Source organism: Kineococcus gypseus (genome assembly GCF_050871305.1).
GTDB classification, from domain to species: domain Bacteria; phylum Actinomycetota; class Actinomycetes; order Actinomycetales; family Kineococcaceae; genus Kineococcus; species Kineococcus gypseus.
Genome location: NZ_JBJLRD010000021.1, coordinates 18,937 through 35,013, shown reverse-complemented (window position 1 = coordinate 35,013; position 16,077 = coordinate 18,937). Strand labels below are relative to the sequence as shown.

General features: G+C 78.0%; 18 protein-coding genes. 11 read left to right on the top strand and 7 right to left on the bottom strand.

Features of this window, described 5'->3' with window-relative positions; translation table 11 throughout:
* Positions 1-110 precede the first annotated feature (110 nt).
* The 5 genes from ACRYMN_RS10130 to ACRYMN_RS10110 all read left to right on the top strand — a co-directional run bounded on the left by ACRYMN_RS10130 (position 111) and on the right by ACRYMN_RS10110 (position 3,205).
* Positions 111-1,397, top strand: a complete 1,287-nt coding sequence (locus ACRYMN_RS10130; protein WP_432494575.1) for an adenylosuccinate synthase — start codon at positions 111-113, stop codon at positions 1,395-1,397.
* Between the two features lie 7 nt (positions 1,398-1,404).
* Positions 1,405-1,878 carry a GNAT family N-acetyltransferase gene (locus tag ACRYMN_RS10125; protein WP_432494573.1) on the top strand — a complete coding sequence of 158 codons (474 nt, stop codon included), beginning with the start codon at positions 1,405-1,407 and terminating at the stop codon, positions 1,876-1,878.
* 77 nt (positions 1,879-1,955) lie between these two features.
* A complete protein-coding gene (locus ACRYMN_RS10120) occupies positions 1,956-2,231 on the top strand; it encodes a hypothetical protein (protein WP_432494571.1) in 276 nt (91 codons plus the stop codon).
* A gap of 143 nt (positions 2,232-2,374) precedes the next feature.
* Entirely contained in the window at positions 2,375-2,662 is a 288-nt protein-coding gene (locus ACRYMN_RS10115) for a glutaredoxin family protein (RefSeq protein WP_432494569.1), read from the top strand.
* Positions 2,663-2,746: 84 nt separating this feature from the next.
* A complete protein-coding gene (locus tag ACRYMN_RS10110; RefSeq protein WP_432494567.1) occupies positions 2,747-3,205 on the top strand; it encodes a DUF4383 domain-containing protein in 459 nt (152 codons plus the stop codon).
* 79 nt (positions 3,206-3,284) lie between these two features.
* On the opposite strand, the gene aroC is transcribed toward ACRYMN_RS10110, so the two are convergent.
* The 4 genes from aroC to ku all read right to left on the bottom strand — a co-directional run bounded on the left by aroC (position 3,285) and on the right by ku (position 6,460).
* Positions 3,285-4,526 (bottom strand): chorismate synthase, encoded by a 1,242-nt coding sequence (aroC, locus tag ACRYMN_RS10105; protein WP_432494565.1) that lies wholly within the window; start codon positions 4,524-4,526, stop codon positions 3,285-3,287.
* Between the two features lie 72 nt (positions 4,527-4,598).
* Positions 4,599-5,084, bottom strand: coding sequence for an Lrp/AsnC family transcriptional regulator (locus ACRYMN_RS10100; protein ID WP_432494563.1), 486 nt, complete (start codon positions 5,082-5,084; stop codon positions 4,599-4,601).
* A 94-nt stretch (positions 5,085-5,178) separates the two neighbouring features.
* Positions 5,179-5,520: a bifunctional 3-phenylpropionate/cinnamic acid dioxygenase ferredoxin subunit gene (locus ACRYMN_RS10095; protein WP_432494561.1), complete on the bottom strand. Its 342-nt coding sequence runs from the start codon at positions 5,518-5,520 to the stop codon at positions 5,179-5,181.
* 82 nt (positions 5,521-5,602) lie between these two features.
* Positions 5,603-6,460, bottom strand: a complete 858-nt coding sequence (gene ku, locus ACRYMN_RS10090; RefSeq protein ID WP_432494559.1) for a non-homologous end joining protein Ku — start codon at positions 6,458-6,460, stop codon at positions 5,603-5,605.
* Between the two features lie 84 nt (positions 6,461-6,544).
* Here ku and ACRYMN_RS10085 point away from each other — a divergent pair, with 84 nt between their 5' ends.
* Positions 6,545-7,399 (top strand): 3-methyladenine DNA glycosylase, encoded by an 855-nt coding sequence (locus tag ACRYMN_RS10085; protein WP_432494557.1) that lies wholly within the window; start codon positions 6,545-6,547, stop codon positions 7,397-7,399.
* Between the two features lie 25 nt (positions 7,400-7,424).
* Here ACRYMN_RS10085 and ACRYMN_RS10080 read toward each other — a convergent pair whose 3' ends face one another.
* Together ACRYMN_RS10080 and ACRYMN_RS10075 are read right to left on the bottom strand one after the other, a co-directional pair.
* Entirely contained in the window at positions 7,425-8,219 is a 795-nt protein-coding gene (locus ACRYMN_RS10080) for a siderophore-interacting protein (RefSeq protein WP_432494629.1), read from the bottom strand.
* A 94-nt stretch (positions 8,220-8,313) separates the two neighbouring features.
* Positions 8,314-9,330: a siderophore-interacting protein gene (locus ACRYMN_RS10075; RefSeq protein WP_432494555.1), complete on the bottom strand. Its 1,017-nt coding sequence runs from the start codon at positions 9,328-9,330 to the stop codon at positions 8,314-8,316.
* A gap of 181 nt (positions 9,331-9,511) precedes the next feature.
* On the opposite strand from ACRYMN_RS10075, the gene ACRYMN_RS10070 reads away from it, so the two are divergent.
* On the top strand, positions 9,512-10,216 hold the full coding sequence (locus ACRYMN_RS10070; RefSeq protein WP_432494553.1) for a hemerythrin domain-containing protein: 705 nt from the start codon (positions 9,512-9,514) through the stop codon (positions 10,214-10,216).
* A gap of 31 nt (positions 10,217-10,247) precedes the next feature.
* Here the strand turns inward: ACRYMN_RS10070 and ACRYMN_RS10065 are convergent, their stop codons facing one another.
* Entirely contained in the window at positions 10,248-11,336 is a 1,089-nt protein-coding gene (locus tag ACRYMN_RS10065) for an FUSC family protein (RefSeq protein WP_432494551.1), read from the bottom strand.
* Positions 11,337-11,411: 75 nt separating this feature from the next.
* Here ACRYMN_RS10065 and purD point away from each other — a divergent pair, with 75 nt between their 5' ends.
* From purD to ACRYMN_RS10045, 4 genes are all read left to right on the top strand, one after another.
* On the top strand, positions 11,412-12,674 hold the full coding sequence (gene purD / locus ACRYMN_RS10060) for a phosphoribosylamine--glycine ligase (RefSeq protein WP_432494549.1): 1,263 nt from the start codon (positions 11,412-11,414) through the stop codon (positions 12,672-12,674).
* Complete coding sequence (locus ACRYMN_RS10055; RefSeq protein WP_432494547.1) at positions 12,671-13,585, top strand: phosphoribosylaminoimidazolesuccinocarboxamide synthase; 915 nt, start codon at positions 12,671-12,673, stop codon at positions 13,583-13,585. The genes purD and ACRYMN_RS10055 overlap by 4 nt, the downstream gene beginning before the upstream one ends.
* A gap of 65 nt (positions 13,586-13,650) precedes the next feature.
* Positions 13,651-15,108, top strand: coding sequence for a diguanylate cyclase domain-containing protein (locus ACRYMN_RS10050; RefSeq protein WP_432494545.1), 1,458 nt, complete (start codon positions 13,651-13,653; stop codon positions 15,106-15,108).
* A gap of 10 nt (positions 15,109-15,118) precedes the next feature.
* Positions 15,119-16,063, top strand: a complete 945-nt coding sequence (locus tag ACRYMN_RS10045) for an oxygenase MpaB family protein (RefSeq protein ID WP_432494543.1) — start codon at positions 15,119-15,121, stop codon at positions 16,061-16,063.
* Positions 16,064-16,077: the final 14 nt, after the last annotated feature.

Here is a 16,077-nt window from a genome sequence, read left to right as displayed (position 1 = left end):
CCCCGCGGCGGGGCCGGTAAGCTCGACGCGCTCGGCGACGGCCGCCGCGGGAGGTCCGCGGCGGGGCTCGTGCCCGCAGACCGCGCAACCTCCAGGAAGCAGGGGATGTCATGCCCGCGATCGTGCTCATCGGCGCCCAGTGGGGGGACGAGGGCAAGGGCAAGGCCACCGACGCCCTCGGCGCCCGCGTCGACCACGTCGTGAAGTTCAACGGCGGCAACAACGCCGGGCACACCGTCGTCGTCGGCGACGAGAAGTACGCCCTGCACCTGCTGCCCTCGGGCATCCTCACCCCCGGCGTGACCCCCGTCATCGGCAACGGCGTCGTGGTGGACCCCGGCGTGCTCTTCGAGGAGATCGACGCCCTCACCAGCCGCGGGGTGGACTGCTCGAAGCTCATCGTCTCCGCGTCCGCGCACGTCATCGCGCCGTACCACCGCTCGCTGGACCAGGTCACCGAGCGCTTCCTGGGCAAGCGCAGGATCGGCACCACCGGCCGCGGCATCGGGCCCACCTACGCGGACAAGATCAACCGCGTCGGCGTGCGGGTGCAGGACCTCTTCGACGAGAGCATCCTGCGCCAGAAGGTCGAGGGCGCCCTGGACCAGAAGAACCACCTGCTGGTGAAGGTCTACAACCGCCGCGCGGTGTCGGTGGACGAGACCGTCGAGACGCTGCTGTCCCACGCCGAGCGCCTGCGCCCCATGGTGCGCGACGTCGGCCTGGAGCTGACGCGCGCCCTGGACCGCGGCGAGATCGTCCTCTTCGAGGGCGGGCAGGCCACGATGCTCGACATCGACCACGGCACCTACCCGTTCGTGACGTCCTCCAACGCCACCGCGGCCGGCGCCTGCACCGGCACCGGCGTGCCGCCGAACCGCATCGACCGCATCATCGCCGTCGTCAAGGCGTACACCACGCGCGTGGGGGAGGGCCCCTTCCCCACGGAGCTGCTCGACGCCGACGGCGAGAAGCTGCGCCGCGACGGCGGCGAGTACGGCACCACCACCGGCCGCCCCCGGCGCACCGGCTGGTACGACGCGCTCGTGGCCCGCTACACCGCGCGCATCAACGGCGTGACCGACTTCGTGCTCACCAAGCTGGACACCCTCAGCGGCTGGGAGCGCGTGCCGGTGTGCGTGGCGTACGACGTCGACGGCGTGCGCCACGAGGAGGTCCCGATGTCGCAGAGCGACTTCCACCACGCCACGCCGGTGTACGAGTTCTTCGACGGCTGGAGCGAGGACATCAGCGCCGCGCGCTCCTTCACCGACCTGCCCAAGAACGCGCAGCGCTACGTGGAGGCGCTGGAGGAGCTGTCCGGGGCGCGCATCTCCGCCGTGGGCGTGGGCCCGGACCGCGAGCAGACGGTCGTGCGCCACGACCTGCTCGGCTGAGCGCCCGGTGAGCGCCACCCCCGGGACCACCGCCAGCGGCCTGCCGCTGTACGCGGCGGCCCTGCAGGACGTGCCCGCGCGGGTGCTGTACGAGCTGCTGAAGCTGCGCGTGGACGTCTTCGTCGTCGAGCAGGAGTGCGCCTACCCCGAGCTCGACGGGCGCGACCTGGAGCCGGACGCGGTGCTGCTGTGGGCGCAGGACGCCGCCGGGCGCGTGGCCGGCACCGTGCGCCTGCTGCGCGAGCCCGACGGCACCGCCCGCGTCGGCCGCGTCGCCACCGCCCGCGAGGCCCGCGGGCGCGGCGTGGCCGCCGACCTGGTGCGCCGCGCCCTGGAGCTGGCCGGGGACGTCGAGGTCGTCCTGGGCGCCCAGGCCCACCTGGAGCACTGGTACGCCCGCTTCGGCTTCGTCGCCGACGGCCCCGCCTACGCCGAGGACGGCATCCCGCACGTGCCGATGCGCCGCGCGCGCGGCGCCTGAGCGCGCCCCGCCGGCGCGGCGCGGGCGCTGCGGCGCGTCGCCCCCGGCGCCCGCCCGGGGGCGGGTTAGGGTTCCGCGTGACCTCAGCCCCCCACCACCGATCCACCTGGGCCCGGGTGCTCACCCACCGCTCCCCGCACGACGGCCGCGAGGAGCAGCTGGCCCGCTGGACCACCCCCGACGTCGTCGCCGACGTGCTGGCCGACGGCGGCCGGGGCCTGACGGCCCAGCTGGACGCCCTGCCGGTCGAGCGGGACTGGGTGGGCGAGTGCGGGGGCCTGCCCGGTGCCGTGCTGGTCCTGGCGGAGCTGGACGCCTCCACCCGCGACGCCCCCAGCCGCGCCACCCGCTGAGGCGCCACCCGCGCTCAGGCGGCACCCGCGCGAGCGCCCGCAGCGGCCCGCACGGGCCCCCTGCGGGGGGCGTTGACAGCGGCCGGGCGCCGGAGCACCCTCCTGCTCGTCGGGAGCGCCAGACGGGCGGGGAGGGCCGTGCGGTGGTCGGGACGAGGACGGGCGGGACGCGCGGGTCCGGTGCGGCGCACGCGGTCATGTACTACAAGCCGGGGTGCCCGTACTCCACGAAGCTGCACCTGGCGCTGCTGCTGGCGCGCGTGCCGCACACCAGGGTGCGCTTCCGCGACGACGAGGAGGGCGCGGCGGCCGTGCGCGAGCACCACCCGCAGGGCTACGAGCTCTCGCCCACGGTGGTCGTCGCCGGGCGCCACCTGACCAACCCCAGCGTGCGCGAGGTGCGCGAGGCCCTGCGGGCCGCGCGGGCCTGAGCCCCGCCGCGCGCCCGGCCGGGCCCCGCCGGGCGCGCCCGGCCCGGGCACGCGGGTGCACGGCGTTCCTGGGAGCATGTGCCCATGAGCGCTACCGCGGCCATCGAAGCAGCGCGCAAGGACGGCGGTCCCGTCCGGCGCCACGCCCAGTTCACCAGCCTGTTCCTCATGGTGCTGGGCGTCCTGGGCCTGATCCCCGGCATCACGACGAACTACGACGAGATGGGCCTCTTCCGCAGCGGCGCGGAGCTCTTCGGCGTCTTCACCGTCTGCGTCCTCACCTCCGTGCTGCTGTTCCTGTACGGCATCACGGTGCTGGTGTTCTCGGGGTCGGTGCGCCAGGCGCACAAGAGCGTCGTGCTGCACGCCCTGCTGCTGATCGGCATGGGGATCGTCGGGGCCGGCCTCGTCGTCAACTCCCCGCACCGCCTGCTGCCCACCGACCCGCAGAGCAACTGGCTCTACCTGGCGCTGGGCGTCTTCTTCCTCGTCGGCGCCAACCGCTCGCGCGCCAAGGAGATCAAGGACAACGGCATCTTCTGAGGCCGCGGCGCCGGCCCCGGGCGACCGGGGCCGGCCACGGGTACCTCCCCGGCGACGGGTCCCGGGCCGGCGACGGTTCTCAGGCCGGCGCGGGGGCGGTGCGCACGACCAGCCCGTCCAGGTAGCTCGCCACGTTCGCGCGCACCTGCGCGACGCTGTCGCCGCCGAACTTCTCCAGGACCGCGTCGGCCAGCACCAGCGCCACCATGGCCTCGGCGACGACGCCGGCGGCCGGGACCGCGCACGCGTCCGAGCGCTGGGCGATGGCCTGCGCCGCACCGCCGGAGGCGGTGTCCACGGTGTCCAGGGCCCGCGGGACGGTGGAGATCGGCTTCATGGCCGCGCGCACGCGCAGCACCTCGCCGTTGCTCATCCCGCCCTCGATCCCGCCGGCGCGGTCGGTGCGCCGGCGCACCGTCATGCCCGCCGCGCCCTCGCCGCCGTCGACGCGCTCGATCTCGTCGTGGGCGGCCGAGCCGCGGCGGCGGGCGGTCTCGAAGCCGTCGCCGACCTCGACGCCCTTGATGGCCTGGATGCCCATGAGCGCCGCCGCCAGGCGGGCGTCGAGCTTGCGGTCCCAGTGCACGTACGAGCCCAGCCCCGGCGGCAGGCCGTGCACGACGACCTCCACGACGCCGCCGAGGGTGTCGCCCGAGGAGTGCGCGTCGTCGATCTCGGCGACCATGCGGGCGCTGGTGGCCGGGTCCGCGCAGCGCACCGGGTCCGCGTCGACGCGCTCGCGCTCGCCGCGGCCGGGCACCGTGCCGGCGGGCACCTGCACGGTGCCGACGGAGACGACGTGGGAGAGCACCTCGGCGCCCACGGCCTGCGCCAGGAAGGCGCGCGCCACCTCGCCCAGCGCCACGCGGGTGGCGGTCTCGCGCGCGGAGGCGCGCTCGAGCACGGGGCGAGCGTCGTCGAAGCCGTACTTCTGCATGCCGGTCAGGTCCGCGTGGCCCGGGCGCGGGCGCGTCAGCGGTGCGGAGCGCCCGCGCGCGGGCAGCCGGCCCGGCTCGTCGTAGCGGCGCCCGTCGGCGTCGGCCGGGTCGGCGGCCATGACCTCCTGCCAGCGCGGCCACTCGGAGTTGCCGATGCGCAGCGCCACCGGCCCGCCCTGGGTGAGGCCGTGCCGGATGCCGCCGATGACCTCCAGCTCGTCCTGCTCGAAGCCCATGCGCGCCCCGCGCCCGTGCCCCAGGCGCCGGCGGGCCAGGGCGGCGCGCACGTTGGCGCTGGACACCTCCACGCCGGCGGGCAGCCCCTCGAGGATGCCCGCGAGGGCAGGACCGTGGGACTCGCCTGATGTCAGCCACCGCAGCACGCGCCCGATTGTGCCCCACGCGCGCGGGCCCCCCGCGCGGGCGGGGGCGCGGGGGCGGTGGCTCGGGCGGGCTCAGTCGGCCAGCTCGGCCAGCAGGGGGTCCACCCGGTAGGGCACGAGCTCGCGCATGGCCAGGGAGGTGCGCGTGCGCACCACCCCGGGGATGGCGAGGACGTCCTGGCCCACCCGGTACAGGTCCTCCGCGTCGCGGGCGACGACCCGGCACATCAGGTCCCCGTCGCCGGTGATGCCGTGCACCTCCAGCACCTCCGGCGTCTCGCGCAGCCTGCTGAGGGTGTCCTCCTGCTGGCCCTGGTGGATCTCCACCATGACGAACGCGGAGATGGAGAAGCCCAGCGCCGCCGGCGACAGGCGCCGGGAGAAGCGGTGCAGCACCCCGTCGGACTCCAGCCGCTCCAGGTGCGACTGCACCGTGCCGCGCGCCAGGCCCAGCCGGCGCGAGAGCCCCAGGACCGTGGCACGGGGGTCCTGGTCCAGCGCGAGCAGGATCCGGGCATCGATGGCATCGAGGCGGCGCACCGGGACATCCTCGCTCATGCCGGGCGCACCGAGGTGGTCAACGTGCCCACTGGCGGCGCGGCACGCTGTGCAGGTCCCCCGACCGGGGGGGTGCGGGGGAGGGCGCGGCCCCTCAGGGGCGCGGGGTGCCCACGTGCACCAGGACCCGCCCGTCGACGACCTCCACGCGGTGGGTGCGCACCGGGCGCACCGCGGGCGGTCCCGAGGGCTCACCGGTGCGCAGGTCGAAGGCCGAGGCGTGCCGCGGGCACTCCACCGCGCAGTCCTCCACCCACCCCTCGGCCAGCGACTGGTTCGCGTGGGTGCACGTGTCGTCGATGGCGTACAGCTCGCCGTCGACGTGGAAGACCGAGATCGGGCCGCTCAGCTCCGGGCGGTCCACGCGGACCACCTCGCCCTCGGGCAGCTCCTCCACGGCGCAGACCACCAGGGGACCGTCCTGTGTGCCGGGCACGTCGTCTCCTCTCCGCGCGCCACCGGCGCGCCGCGCGCGGCGGGGTGCGCCGCCGTCGGCGCGATGCTGCCAGCCGCCGGGCTCAGGCCGACTCGCGGGTGCCGACCCCGTCCTCGCCGGACCCCTCGCCGGCGTCCTCGCCGCGCTCGCCGGCGCGCGCGGCGCGGGCGCGCTCGACGCTGCGCTGCAGGGCGCCGAGCAGGTCCACCACGTCCTCGGCGGCGTCCTGCCCGCCCCCGCCGCCGGGGGCGGGCGCGGCGGGGTCGCGCAGGCGCGCCTCGACCAGGCGGCGCAGCACCTCGGTCTGCTCGTCGCGCAGCTGCTCCGGCTCGAGGTCCCCGGACATCGCCTCCACGAGGGTGGCGGCCGTGCGCAGCTCCTGCAGGCGCAGCTCCACGTCGGCGCGCAGCACGTCGAAGCCGTCCGGCTGCACCTCGTCCGGCCAGGCCAGCGACTGCAGCACCACCACCTCCCCGCGCACCCGCAGCACCCCCAGCGACTCGCGCCGGCGCAGCGCGAAGCGCACCAGGGCGACGCGGTCGGTGGCGGCCAGCGCCGAGCGCAGCAGCGCGTAGGCGCGCGCGGCGCCCGGCTCCGGCTCCACGAAGTGCGCGCGCCCCAGCAGCACCGGGTCGACCTGGTCGGCCGGCACGAAGCGCAGCACCTCCGCGACGTGCTCGCCGGGCACCGGCAGGCGCTCGAGGTCCTCCTCGGCCAGCACCGCCACGCGCCCGTCGGGCGCCTCGTAGGCGCGCGCGACGTCCGCCAGGGGCACCTCCTCGCCGCACACCTCGCAGGTGCGGCGCAGCCGGATGCGCCCGCCGTCGCTACGGTGGACCTGGTGGAAGCGGATGTCGTGCTCGACGGTGGCCGGGTGCAGGCGCACCGGCACGTGGACCAGGCCGAAGGAGACCGCACCCTTCCAGACAGCGCGCGCCACGCCGAGCCCCTCCCGTCCGCCGGGGCACCACCGTACGGAGCCGGCGCCGGCGCGGCGAGCCGGGAGCGCGCGGGCGCCGCGGCGGTGCTGGAGCGCCCGCGCTGGGCAGCGCGCGAGGCCGCGCACGCCGCGCGGGCGTACGCGCTGACCGCGGCGGCCGTCGAGCGGCGCGGGCGCGGGCAGGCGCACCCGGTGGAGGACTTCCTCTTCACGTACTACTCGTGGGCGCCGGGCCGGCTGCGGCGCTGGCACCCCGGCGCCGGGGTGGAGCTGCTCGACGCGCCGGAGCGGGCCGGGTGGGCGCACTACGCGAGCACCGGCCGCGGGGTGGTCGTGGACCTCGCCGCGCTGCGCGCCCAGCGCGCGGCGACGGTGCGCCTGGCGCGCGACGTGCTGGCCGCCACCCGCGCCCGCCCGGCGCAGCTGGGCTGCTTCGGGCTGCACGAGTGGGCGATGGTGCACCGCGCCACCCCGCAGCAGGTGCGCCACGCGGGCCTGCCGCTGCGGCTGGGGCACGCCGGCACCGACGCCGTGGTCGAGTCGCACCGCATCCGGTGCAGCCACCACGACGCGTTCCGCTTCTTCACCCCCTCCGCGGTCCCGCTCAACGAGCTGAGCCCCACCCGCGAGCAGCAGGCCGCGCAGGAGCAGCCGGGGTGCCTGCACGCGACGATGGACTGCTACCGGTGGGCGATGAAGCTCTCGCCCGCGGTGCCCGGCGAGCTGCTGCTGGACTGCTTCGAGCTGGCGCGCGACGTGCGGGTGCTGGACATGCGCGCCTCCCCGTACGACGTGACCTCGCTGGGCCACGAGCCGGTGCCGATCGAGACGCCGGAGGGCAAGGCGCAGTACGTGCGCGCGCAGCGGGCGTTCGCCGAGCGGGCCGACCCGCTGCGCGCGGCGCTGGTGGAGGTCTGCGACGCGGTCCTGGCCGCCTGAGCGGGCCGCGCTCGGGCGAGGCGCGTCAGGCGGGGGAGGGCGCCGCGGCGTCGTCGGAGTCGACCGCGGCGGCCCACTGCGGCTTCTCCGCGCGCCAGCCGTCCTCGGTGCGCCCGCGGCGCCAGTAGCCCGAGGCGGAGAGCAGCTCGCGCGGCACGCCCAGCTCGGTGCGCGCCCAGCGGCGCACCGCGCGCACGCCGTCGGCCTCGCCGTGCAGGAACGCGTGCGGGGCGCCGGCGGGCAGCTCCAGCGAGCGCAGCAGCTCCAGCAGGCCCTCGGGATCGGGCTCGGCGCGGTGCTGCCAGTGCAGCCGCAGCTCGCCCGGGCAGGCCAGCGGCTGCTCCTCGGCGGCGTCGTGCACCTGCACCACCGCCACGGCGAGCGCCCCGGCGGGCAGCCGCTCCAGCGAGGCGGCGATCGCCGGCAGCGCGCTGGCGTCGCCGACCAGCAGGTGCCACGGCGCGCGCGGGTCGGGCGAGTAGGCGCCGCCGGGTCCGAGCAGGTGCACCACGTCGCCGGGGCGGGCGGCGGCCGCCCACGGCCCCGCCACGCCCTCGTCGCCGTGGTGGACGAAGTCGATCGTCACCTCCCCGCGCGCGGGGTCCACCGCGCGCAGGGTGTAGGTGCGCACCAGCGGCCACTGCTCGCGCGGGCGCGAGGCGCGCACGGCGGCGACGTCCAGCGGCTCGTCGAGCACCGTGCCCGGCGCCGGCAGGACGAGCTTGACGTAGGAGTCGGCGTGCTCGGCGCGCAGGTCGGCGAGGTCCTCGCCGCCGAGGACAACGCGCACCACCCCCGGGGTGGGCCGGTGCGTGCGCACGACGACGGCGCGGCGCTGGCGCCGGGCCTCCGGGGCACCGCCGCGCTCGCGGCGGAAGGGGTTCCTCACCCTGTGCTCCTCCTGTCCGGGGCGCTCAGGCGCCCTCGGCGCGACCCTCGCGCCAGTAGCCCATGAAGGCGACCGAGGCGCGCGGCAGGCCCACCTCGCGCACCAGGTGCCGCCGCAGCCGCTTGACCACGCCGGCCTCGCCGGCCAGCCACGCGTACAGGCACTGCGGGCCGGCGGCCACGGCCCGCTCGGGCACGTCCCACAGGATCCCCGCGTCCACGTCGACGTCCTCGAGGTCGGGGTCGAGGGTGCGCGAGGCGGCGTCCAGCAGCGGGCCGGCGACCTCCTCCACGCGCGGCACCAGCAGCGCGCCGTGCGCGTGCCGGCCGCCGCGCGGCAGCCACTCCACGGTCACCTCCGCCGCCGAGCGCACGTCCACGGCGTCGCTGATCTCGGGGACCTCCAGCACCGCCAGGGCGCGCGCGCCGGCGGGCAGCTGCTCCAGCACCGCGCACACCGCCGGCACGGCCGTCTCGTCGCCGGCCAGCAGCAGGGTGCGCGCCTCCGGCGGCGGCGCCCACTCCACGCCCCACATCCGCCCGCCGCCGGGCGCGGTGGGCCCCACGAGGGCGACCTCGTCGCCGGGGCGGGCGTTCGCGGCCCACGTCGCCGCCGGGCCCGCCGCCCCGCCGCGCACGCCGTGCAGCACGAAGTCGACGTCCAGCTCCGCGTCGGCGCCGGGTCCGGCCGGGCGCAGCGCGCGCACCGTGTAGGTGCGCATGACGGGGCGCACCTCCTGCGGCAGCGCGCGCCACCAGGCGTACCAGTCGCCGCGGGGGGCGCCCAGGGCCTCCAGCGGCACCTGCGGCAGCAGCAGCTTCAGCCGCTGGTCGAAGCCGCCGGCGCCGAAGCCGGCCAGCTCGGGGGAGGAGAAGGTCACGCGCGCGCCGTTGGGCCCCAGCGGCTCCCGGCGCACCACCGCCGCGCGGAAGAGGCGGTACTCGGCCCTCGGCTCGGCCCGCTGCGCGGGTGCGGCGGGTGCCGCCGCGGGCCGCGGCGCGCGCACGGCCGTCACGGCGGCGTGCTCGGTGGTGAGCGTCATGCCGTCCCCCTCGTCGATCGGTGAGGACAGGCTAACCACACGACCGGGGGGTGGGGGAAGGGGGCGTGACCACCCTCACCCGGCCGCCACGCGGCCGCCACCCGGCCGCCACCCGACCACCACCCGCCCACGACCCGCCCGCCGCACGGGTACCGCCCCGCGCCGGGGGTAGGGGAGGGGCATGACGAACCCACGGGGGGACGGGCTGCGCCCGGTGGCCGACCAGAGCGAGGACGAGCGCGGCGGGCCGGGCAGCATCCTGTCCCGGCAGAGCCGCGACCACGCCGACCTCGACGCGCTCATGCGCGCCCACGACGCCGAGACGGACCCCGACGCGCGCGGCCGCCTCGTCGCCGAGCTGGCCGAGCGCGCCCTGCGGCACGCCTTCGCCGAGGAGACGGTGCTCTTCCCCGCCTACCGGCACCACCTGCCCGAGCAGGGCGAGGCGCTGACCGCCCACATCGAGGGCGACCACCAGCGCGTCAACGAGCTGCTCGTGCAGCTGCAGGACGCCGACCCGCGCTCGGCGGGCTACGACGCTCTGGTGCGGCGCACCTTCGAGACCATCCGGCACGACGCCCGCGACGAGGAGGACGACCTGCTGCCGCGCCTGCAGCGGGTCGCCTCGCCGCAGGAGCTGCGCGCCATCGGCGCCGCCTGGGAGGTGCAGCGGCGCACCTCCCCGACCCGGCCCCACCCGGGCGTGCCGCGCCGCCCGCCGGGCAACGTCCTGGCCGGCGTGCCGCTGGCGGTCTCCGACCGCGTCAAGGACGCCGCCGAGCACCTGCTGGGTCCGCGCGCGGCGCGCGGCGCCGGGCGGGCCGCGGCGGTGGCCGGCGGGGCGCTCGCGCTCGGGCTGGCGGTGCGCGCGCTGCGCCGGCGCTGACAGGCTCCCGGGGTGGTCAGTGCGGCGGTGGTCAGTGCGGCAGCAGCCGGTGCGCCTCCTCGGTGGAGACCCCCTGCGCCTGCAGCAGGTCCACCACCGCCGAGCGCAGCTGGGCGACCACCACCGTCGCCGAGAGGGAGTGAGCACCCAGCGTGCGCGGGCCCAGCGTGACCGCCAGCTCCTTCAGGCCCGCCACCGACGGGGTCACCGACTCGCCCTCGTAGGCCGGCCGGCCCAGCGAGCGCAGCGCCGCGGCCAGGGACTGCATCGCCCCGGCCAGCGACTGCGGCAGCTCCTCGCCGTACTCCAGCGCGGTCGAGACCCGGCGCAGCATCACCCGCACGTTGCGGGTGGCGCGCTCCACCCCGGTTTGCAGCCGCTGCTGCTCGACGATCTCCCCGCGGTGCCGGCGGCGCAGCGGGGACAGGCGGTGCACCTCCAGCCCGGCGCTGACGGACTGCGCCCACGCGTCCAGCTCGCCCTGGGTGGCGCGGGCGCGCTCGAGCACCGCGGCGGCCTGCTCGACGTCGCGGGTGCGCACCGCGGCGGCGGCGTCGTCGAGCAGGTCGGCGAGCTGGCCGGTGAAGGCGCTCGCCCGCCCGCGCACGTCGCGGGCGGGGTCGTTGGGCAGCAGCGCCGCGATGGCCAGCGCCACCCCCACGCCCGTCATGGCGTCCAGCCAGCGCCCCGTGCCGCCGCCCTGCTGCGGGGGGAAGGCGATGATGAACGTCGCCTGCAGCGCCGCCTGGTTCACCAGCAGCACCCCGGAGTCCAGGAACCGGGCGATGCCCATCGCGGCGACGACGATGAGGGAGATCTGCCAGGGCCCGCGCCCGATGACCAGGGCGATGGCGCTGCCCAGCAGCACGCCCACCGTCACCCCGGCGCCGATCTCGGCGACGCGGCGCAGCCGCTGGTTGTTCTGCACCCCCAGCGCCACGACGACCGCCACGCACGCGAAGACCGGGTAGGCCTGGTCCCACAGGGCCCGCGCCAGGCTCCAGGCGATGCCCGCGCCCAGGCCGCACTGCAGGATCTGCCACCACGAGCCGCGCCAGCGCTGCCAGCCGGTGCGCGCGCGGCGCCGGGCCGCGACGGGGATCGGCAGGCTGCGGGGCACGCGGGGATCCTCCCGCACCGGTGCGGCCCGCGCCCGTTCCGGAGGCCGCCGCGCCAGGCCCTACGCTCGTCCGCCGTGGACGTCCTCGTCATCGGTTCCGGCGCCCGTGAGCACGCACTGGTGCGCGCCCTGCTCGACGACCCGGGGGTGGACCGCGTCGTCGCCGCCCCGGGCAACGCCGGCATCTCCCTGGTCGCCTCGTGCGAGCCGGTCGAGGCCACCGACCCGGCGGCCGTGGCCGCGCTGGCGCAGCGCCTGGGCGCCGACCTCGTCGTCGTCGGCCCGGAGGCGCCGCTGGTGGCGGGCGTGGCCGACGCCGTGCGCGCCGGCGGCACCGCCTGCTTCGGGCCCTCCGCCGAGGCCGCGCGCCTGGAGGGCTCCAAGGCGTTCGCCAAGGAGGTGATGGCCGCCGCCGCGGTGCCCACCGCCATGGCGCGCGTGTGCACCACCGAGGAGGAGGTCGCCGCCGCCCTGGACGCCTTCGGCGCCCCGCACGTCGTCAAGGACGACGGCCTGGCCGCCGGCAAGGGCGTCGTGGTCACCGACGAGCGCGAGGAGGCCCTGGCCCACGCGCGCGCCTGCCTGGGCCACGGGCCCGTCGTCGTCGAGGAGTTCCTCGACGGCCCGGAGGTGTCCGTCTTCTGCCTCACCGACGGCGAGGGCGTCGTGGCGCTGGCGCCCGCGCAGGACTTCAAGCGCGCCCTGGACGGCGACGCCGGGCCCAACACCGGCGGCATGGGCGCCTACTCGCCGCTGCCGTGGGCGCCGGCGGACCTGGCCGAGCAGGTCGTGCGGCGCGTGGCGCAGCCGGTCGTCGACGAGATGGCCCGGCGCGGCACGCCCTTCAGCGGCGTCCTGTACTGCGGGCTGGCGCTGACCTCGCGCGGCCTGCGGGTGGTGGAGTTCAACGCCCGCTTCGGCGACCCGGAGACGCAGGTGGTCCTGGCGCGCCTGGCCACCCCGCTGGGGGAGGTGCTGCGCGCGTGCGCCCGCCCCGGCGCGCTGCGCGACCTGCCGCCGCTGCGCTGGCGCGAGGACGCCGCCGTCACCGTCGTGCTGGCCGCCCCGGGCTACCCGGAGGCGCCGGTGACCGGCGGGGTGCTGCGCGGGCTGGAGGACGCCGAGGCGGTGCCCGGCGCGCACGTGCTGCACGCGGGCACGGCGCTCGCGCCCGACGGCACGGGGATCGTCAGCTCCGGCGGGCGGGTGCTGTCCGTGGTGGGCACCGGCGCGGACCTGGCGCGGGCGCGGGAGGCGGCCTACGCGGCGCTGGGCTCGGTGCACCTGGACGGCGCCCGCTCGCGCAGCGACATCGCGGCCGCGGCGGCCGGCGCGTGAGCGCCCCGCAGCCGCCCGCCGCGCCCGAGCCGCCCGCCGCGCCCGAGCTGCCCGGCTGGCGGCACACGTACTCGGGCAAGGTGCGCGACCTGTACGTGCCCGCCTCCGGCGAGCGCGGCCGCGTCCTCGTCGTGGCCAGCGACCGCATCAGCGCCTACGACCACGTCCTGGCCACCGAGGTGCCCGACAAGGGCAGGGTGCTCACCGCCCTGTCGCTGTGGTGGTTCGAGCGCCTGGCCGACCTCGTGCCGAACCACGTGCTGTCCACCGACGTGCCCGCGGCGGTGGCGGGGCGGGCGATGGTGTGCCGGGAGCTGGAGATGTTCCCCGTGGAGTGCGTGGCCCGCGGCTACCTGACCGGCTCGGGGCTGGCGGAGTACCGCGCCTCCGGGGCGGTGTGCGGCATCGCGCTGCCGCCGGGGCTGGTGGACGGCTCCCGGCTGGTCGAGCCGGTCTTCACCCCCGCCACCAAGGCGGAGCTCGGCGAGCACGACGAGAACGTCTCCTTCGAGCACGTCGCCACCACCGTCGGCGCCGACGCCGCGGCCGAGCTGCGCGATCTCACCCTCGCCGTGTACCGCCGCGCCGAGGGTGTCGCCCGCGAGCGCGGGATCGTGCTGGCCGACACCAAGCTGGAGTTCGGCCGCGACGGCGGGCGCACCGTGCTGGGCGACGAGGTCCTCACCCCGGACTCCTCGCGGTTCTGGCCGGCGGAGGAGTGGTCGCCGGGGCGGGCGCAGCCCAGCTTCGACAAGCAGTTCGTGCGCGACTGGCTCACCTCGCCCGCCTCCGGCTGGGACCGCTCCGGCGGCGCGCCGCCCCCGCCGCTGCCGGCGGAGGTCGTCGAGCGCACCCGCGCGCGCTACGTGGAGGCCTACGAGCGCCTGACCGGGCGCGCGTTCCCCGCCTGAGGGGCGGCCGGACACCCCCGTTCGGGGGGTTCAGCGCACCCCCGGTGAGCGTCGATGATCCCAGAGTGACCTGGGAGAGCGCTGCGGCGGCGGCCACCGTCGTCGCGGCCCTGCTCGCCGCGGCCGCGTGCCTGCGCGCCGCGCGCCTGGCCTCCCCGCGCGGGGCGTTCGGCTGGCGCTGCCAGGCCGCCGCGCTCGCCGTGGTGGCCGTGCGCGCCCCGCTGGGTGCGCCGCCCGGGGTCGGTGCGCCCGCGGCGGTGCTCGAGGCCGCCGCCGCGCTGCTGGTGCTGGCCGGCATGTGGGCCACCTCCCGCACCGCCGACCCGCGCGCCCGCGCCCGGGTGCTGCTGGACGCCGGCGTCGGCGCGGTCGCCGGCGCGACCGCCGCGCACGCCCTGGTCCTGGACGAGGCGTGGGACGCGCTGCCGCACCACGACGCGGTGCTGCTGCTGCGCCCGACGGTGCCGCTGTTCCTGGGGCTGCTGTACCTGCTCATCGCCGTCACCGAGATCCCGCCGCGGCGCTGGCCGATGCCGCTGCTGGTCGGCGCGGCGCTGGTGGCGCTGACCGTCGCGGAGGTCGCCCGTGGGCACCGGGTGCTCACCGGCACCGACGCGGCGGCGTGGGTGGTGCAGGCCGGCTGGCCGGTGTGCTGCGTCCTGTGGGCGGGCGCCGCGCTGGTCTACCGCGGCACCTCGCCGCGCCGCGACACCCGCAGCACGGCGCGGCTGGTGGCCGCCGTGCCCAACGTGCTGCTGCTGCCCGCCTTCGCCGCCCTGCTCGCCCGGCGCAGCGCGCAGGGCCGCCTGGACAGCCCCGAGGTGGGCGCGGTGGTGCTGCTGCTGGTGCTGGTGGCGGTGCGCCAGTCGCTCACGCTCGCGGAGAACCGCGCCCTGGTGCAGCGCCTGACGCGCAGCCAGGCCGAGCTGCGCCACCGCGCCGCCCACGACGACCTGACGGGGCTGCCCAACCGGGCCGCGCTGCACGAGCGCCTGGGCGACGCGCTGGGGCGGGGGCCGGTGGGCGTGCTCGTCGTGGACCTCGACGGCTTCAAGCGCGTCAACGACGAGCTGGGCCACGAGGCCGGCGACGCGCTGCTCGTGCAGGTGGCGCAGCGCCTGCGCGCGGCGGTGCCGGAGGCCGGCACCCCCGCGCGCCTGGGCGGCGACGAGTTCGCGGTGGTCGTCCCGGGCCGGGCCGCGCTGGTCGAGGAGGTCGCCGACCGGGTCGTCGCCGCGCTGGGCGCGCCCTACGCGGTGCGCGGCGCCGCGGTGGACCACGTCGGCGCCAGCGTGGGGGCGGCGTGCACCGGGGCACCGGGCGAGCGCGGCGGGCGGGCCGCCGGGGAGCACGCCGGGAACCTCGCCGGGGAGCACCCCGGGGAGCACGCCGGGAACCTCGCCGGGGAGCACCTCGGGGAGCACGCCGAGGAGCTGCTGCGGCGCGCCGACGGGGCGATGTACGCCGCCAAGCGCGACGGCGGCTCGTGCGCCACGACGAGCGGGCGGCGCCGCGCCGGGTGAGGCTGCGCGTGTGCTGCTGCTGCTGCCGCCGTCCCTGACCGGCCTGCCCGAGCGCGCCCGGCGCGGCTTCCGCACCCGCGTCTCCGGCGACCCCACCGGCGCGCCGCCGTGGGTGCGCGACATCGCCCTGGTCGGCGAGGGGCCCGGCTGGTTCGAGCCCGACGGGGTCGTCTGGCGCGTGCACGGGGACCTGTCCACCCTCGTCGGCGGTGTCGTGGCGCTGCTGGGGCAGGGCGCGCACCCGCTGGCGCTGGCCGGGGTGCAGGGGCACTCCACGTACCGGCAGGACCCGTGGGCGCGCCTGGCCGGCACCGCGCGCTGGCTGACGGTGTGCACCTTCGGCTCCGAGCGCCTGGCCGAGCGGGAGTCGGCACGGGTGCGCGGGATGCACCGGCGGGTGCGCGGCACCACCGCCGACGGGCGCGCCTACTCCGCCGGCGACCCGCAGCTGCTGCGCTGGGTGCACCTGGTCTTCACCGACGCCTTCCTGGCCGCTCAGCGCGAGCTGGGCGCCGACCTCGCCCCGCGCTTCGGGCGGCGCTGGGCCGACGAGTACGTGCGCGAGTGGGCGCGCACGGCCCGCGCGCTGGGGGCGCAGGACCTGCCCGGCAGCGAGGCGGAGCTGGGCGAGGCGCTGACCGCGTTCGCCCCGCAGCTGGAGCCGGTGCCCGCCGACCTGCTGCGCTTCCTGGCCGCCCCGCCGGGCCTGGGGCGGGCCGAGCGGCGCGTGTACGGCGCCCTGGCCGGTGCGGGGGAGCTGCTGCTGCCGCCGGTGGTCGCGCCGCTGGCGCGGGTGCCCGGCCGCGGCGCGCGCGGTGCGGCCCAGCGGGCGCGCCTGGCGCGCACCCGCGCGCTGCTGCGGGCGCTGCGGGCGGTCCTGGGCCCGTACAGCCCCTCGGAGGAGGCCGCCCGCCACCGCCTGGGCACCGGCCCGCGCCCGGCCTGGGCGTCCTGAGCCGCCCGCGGGCC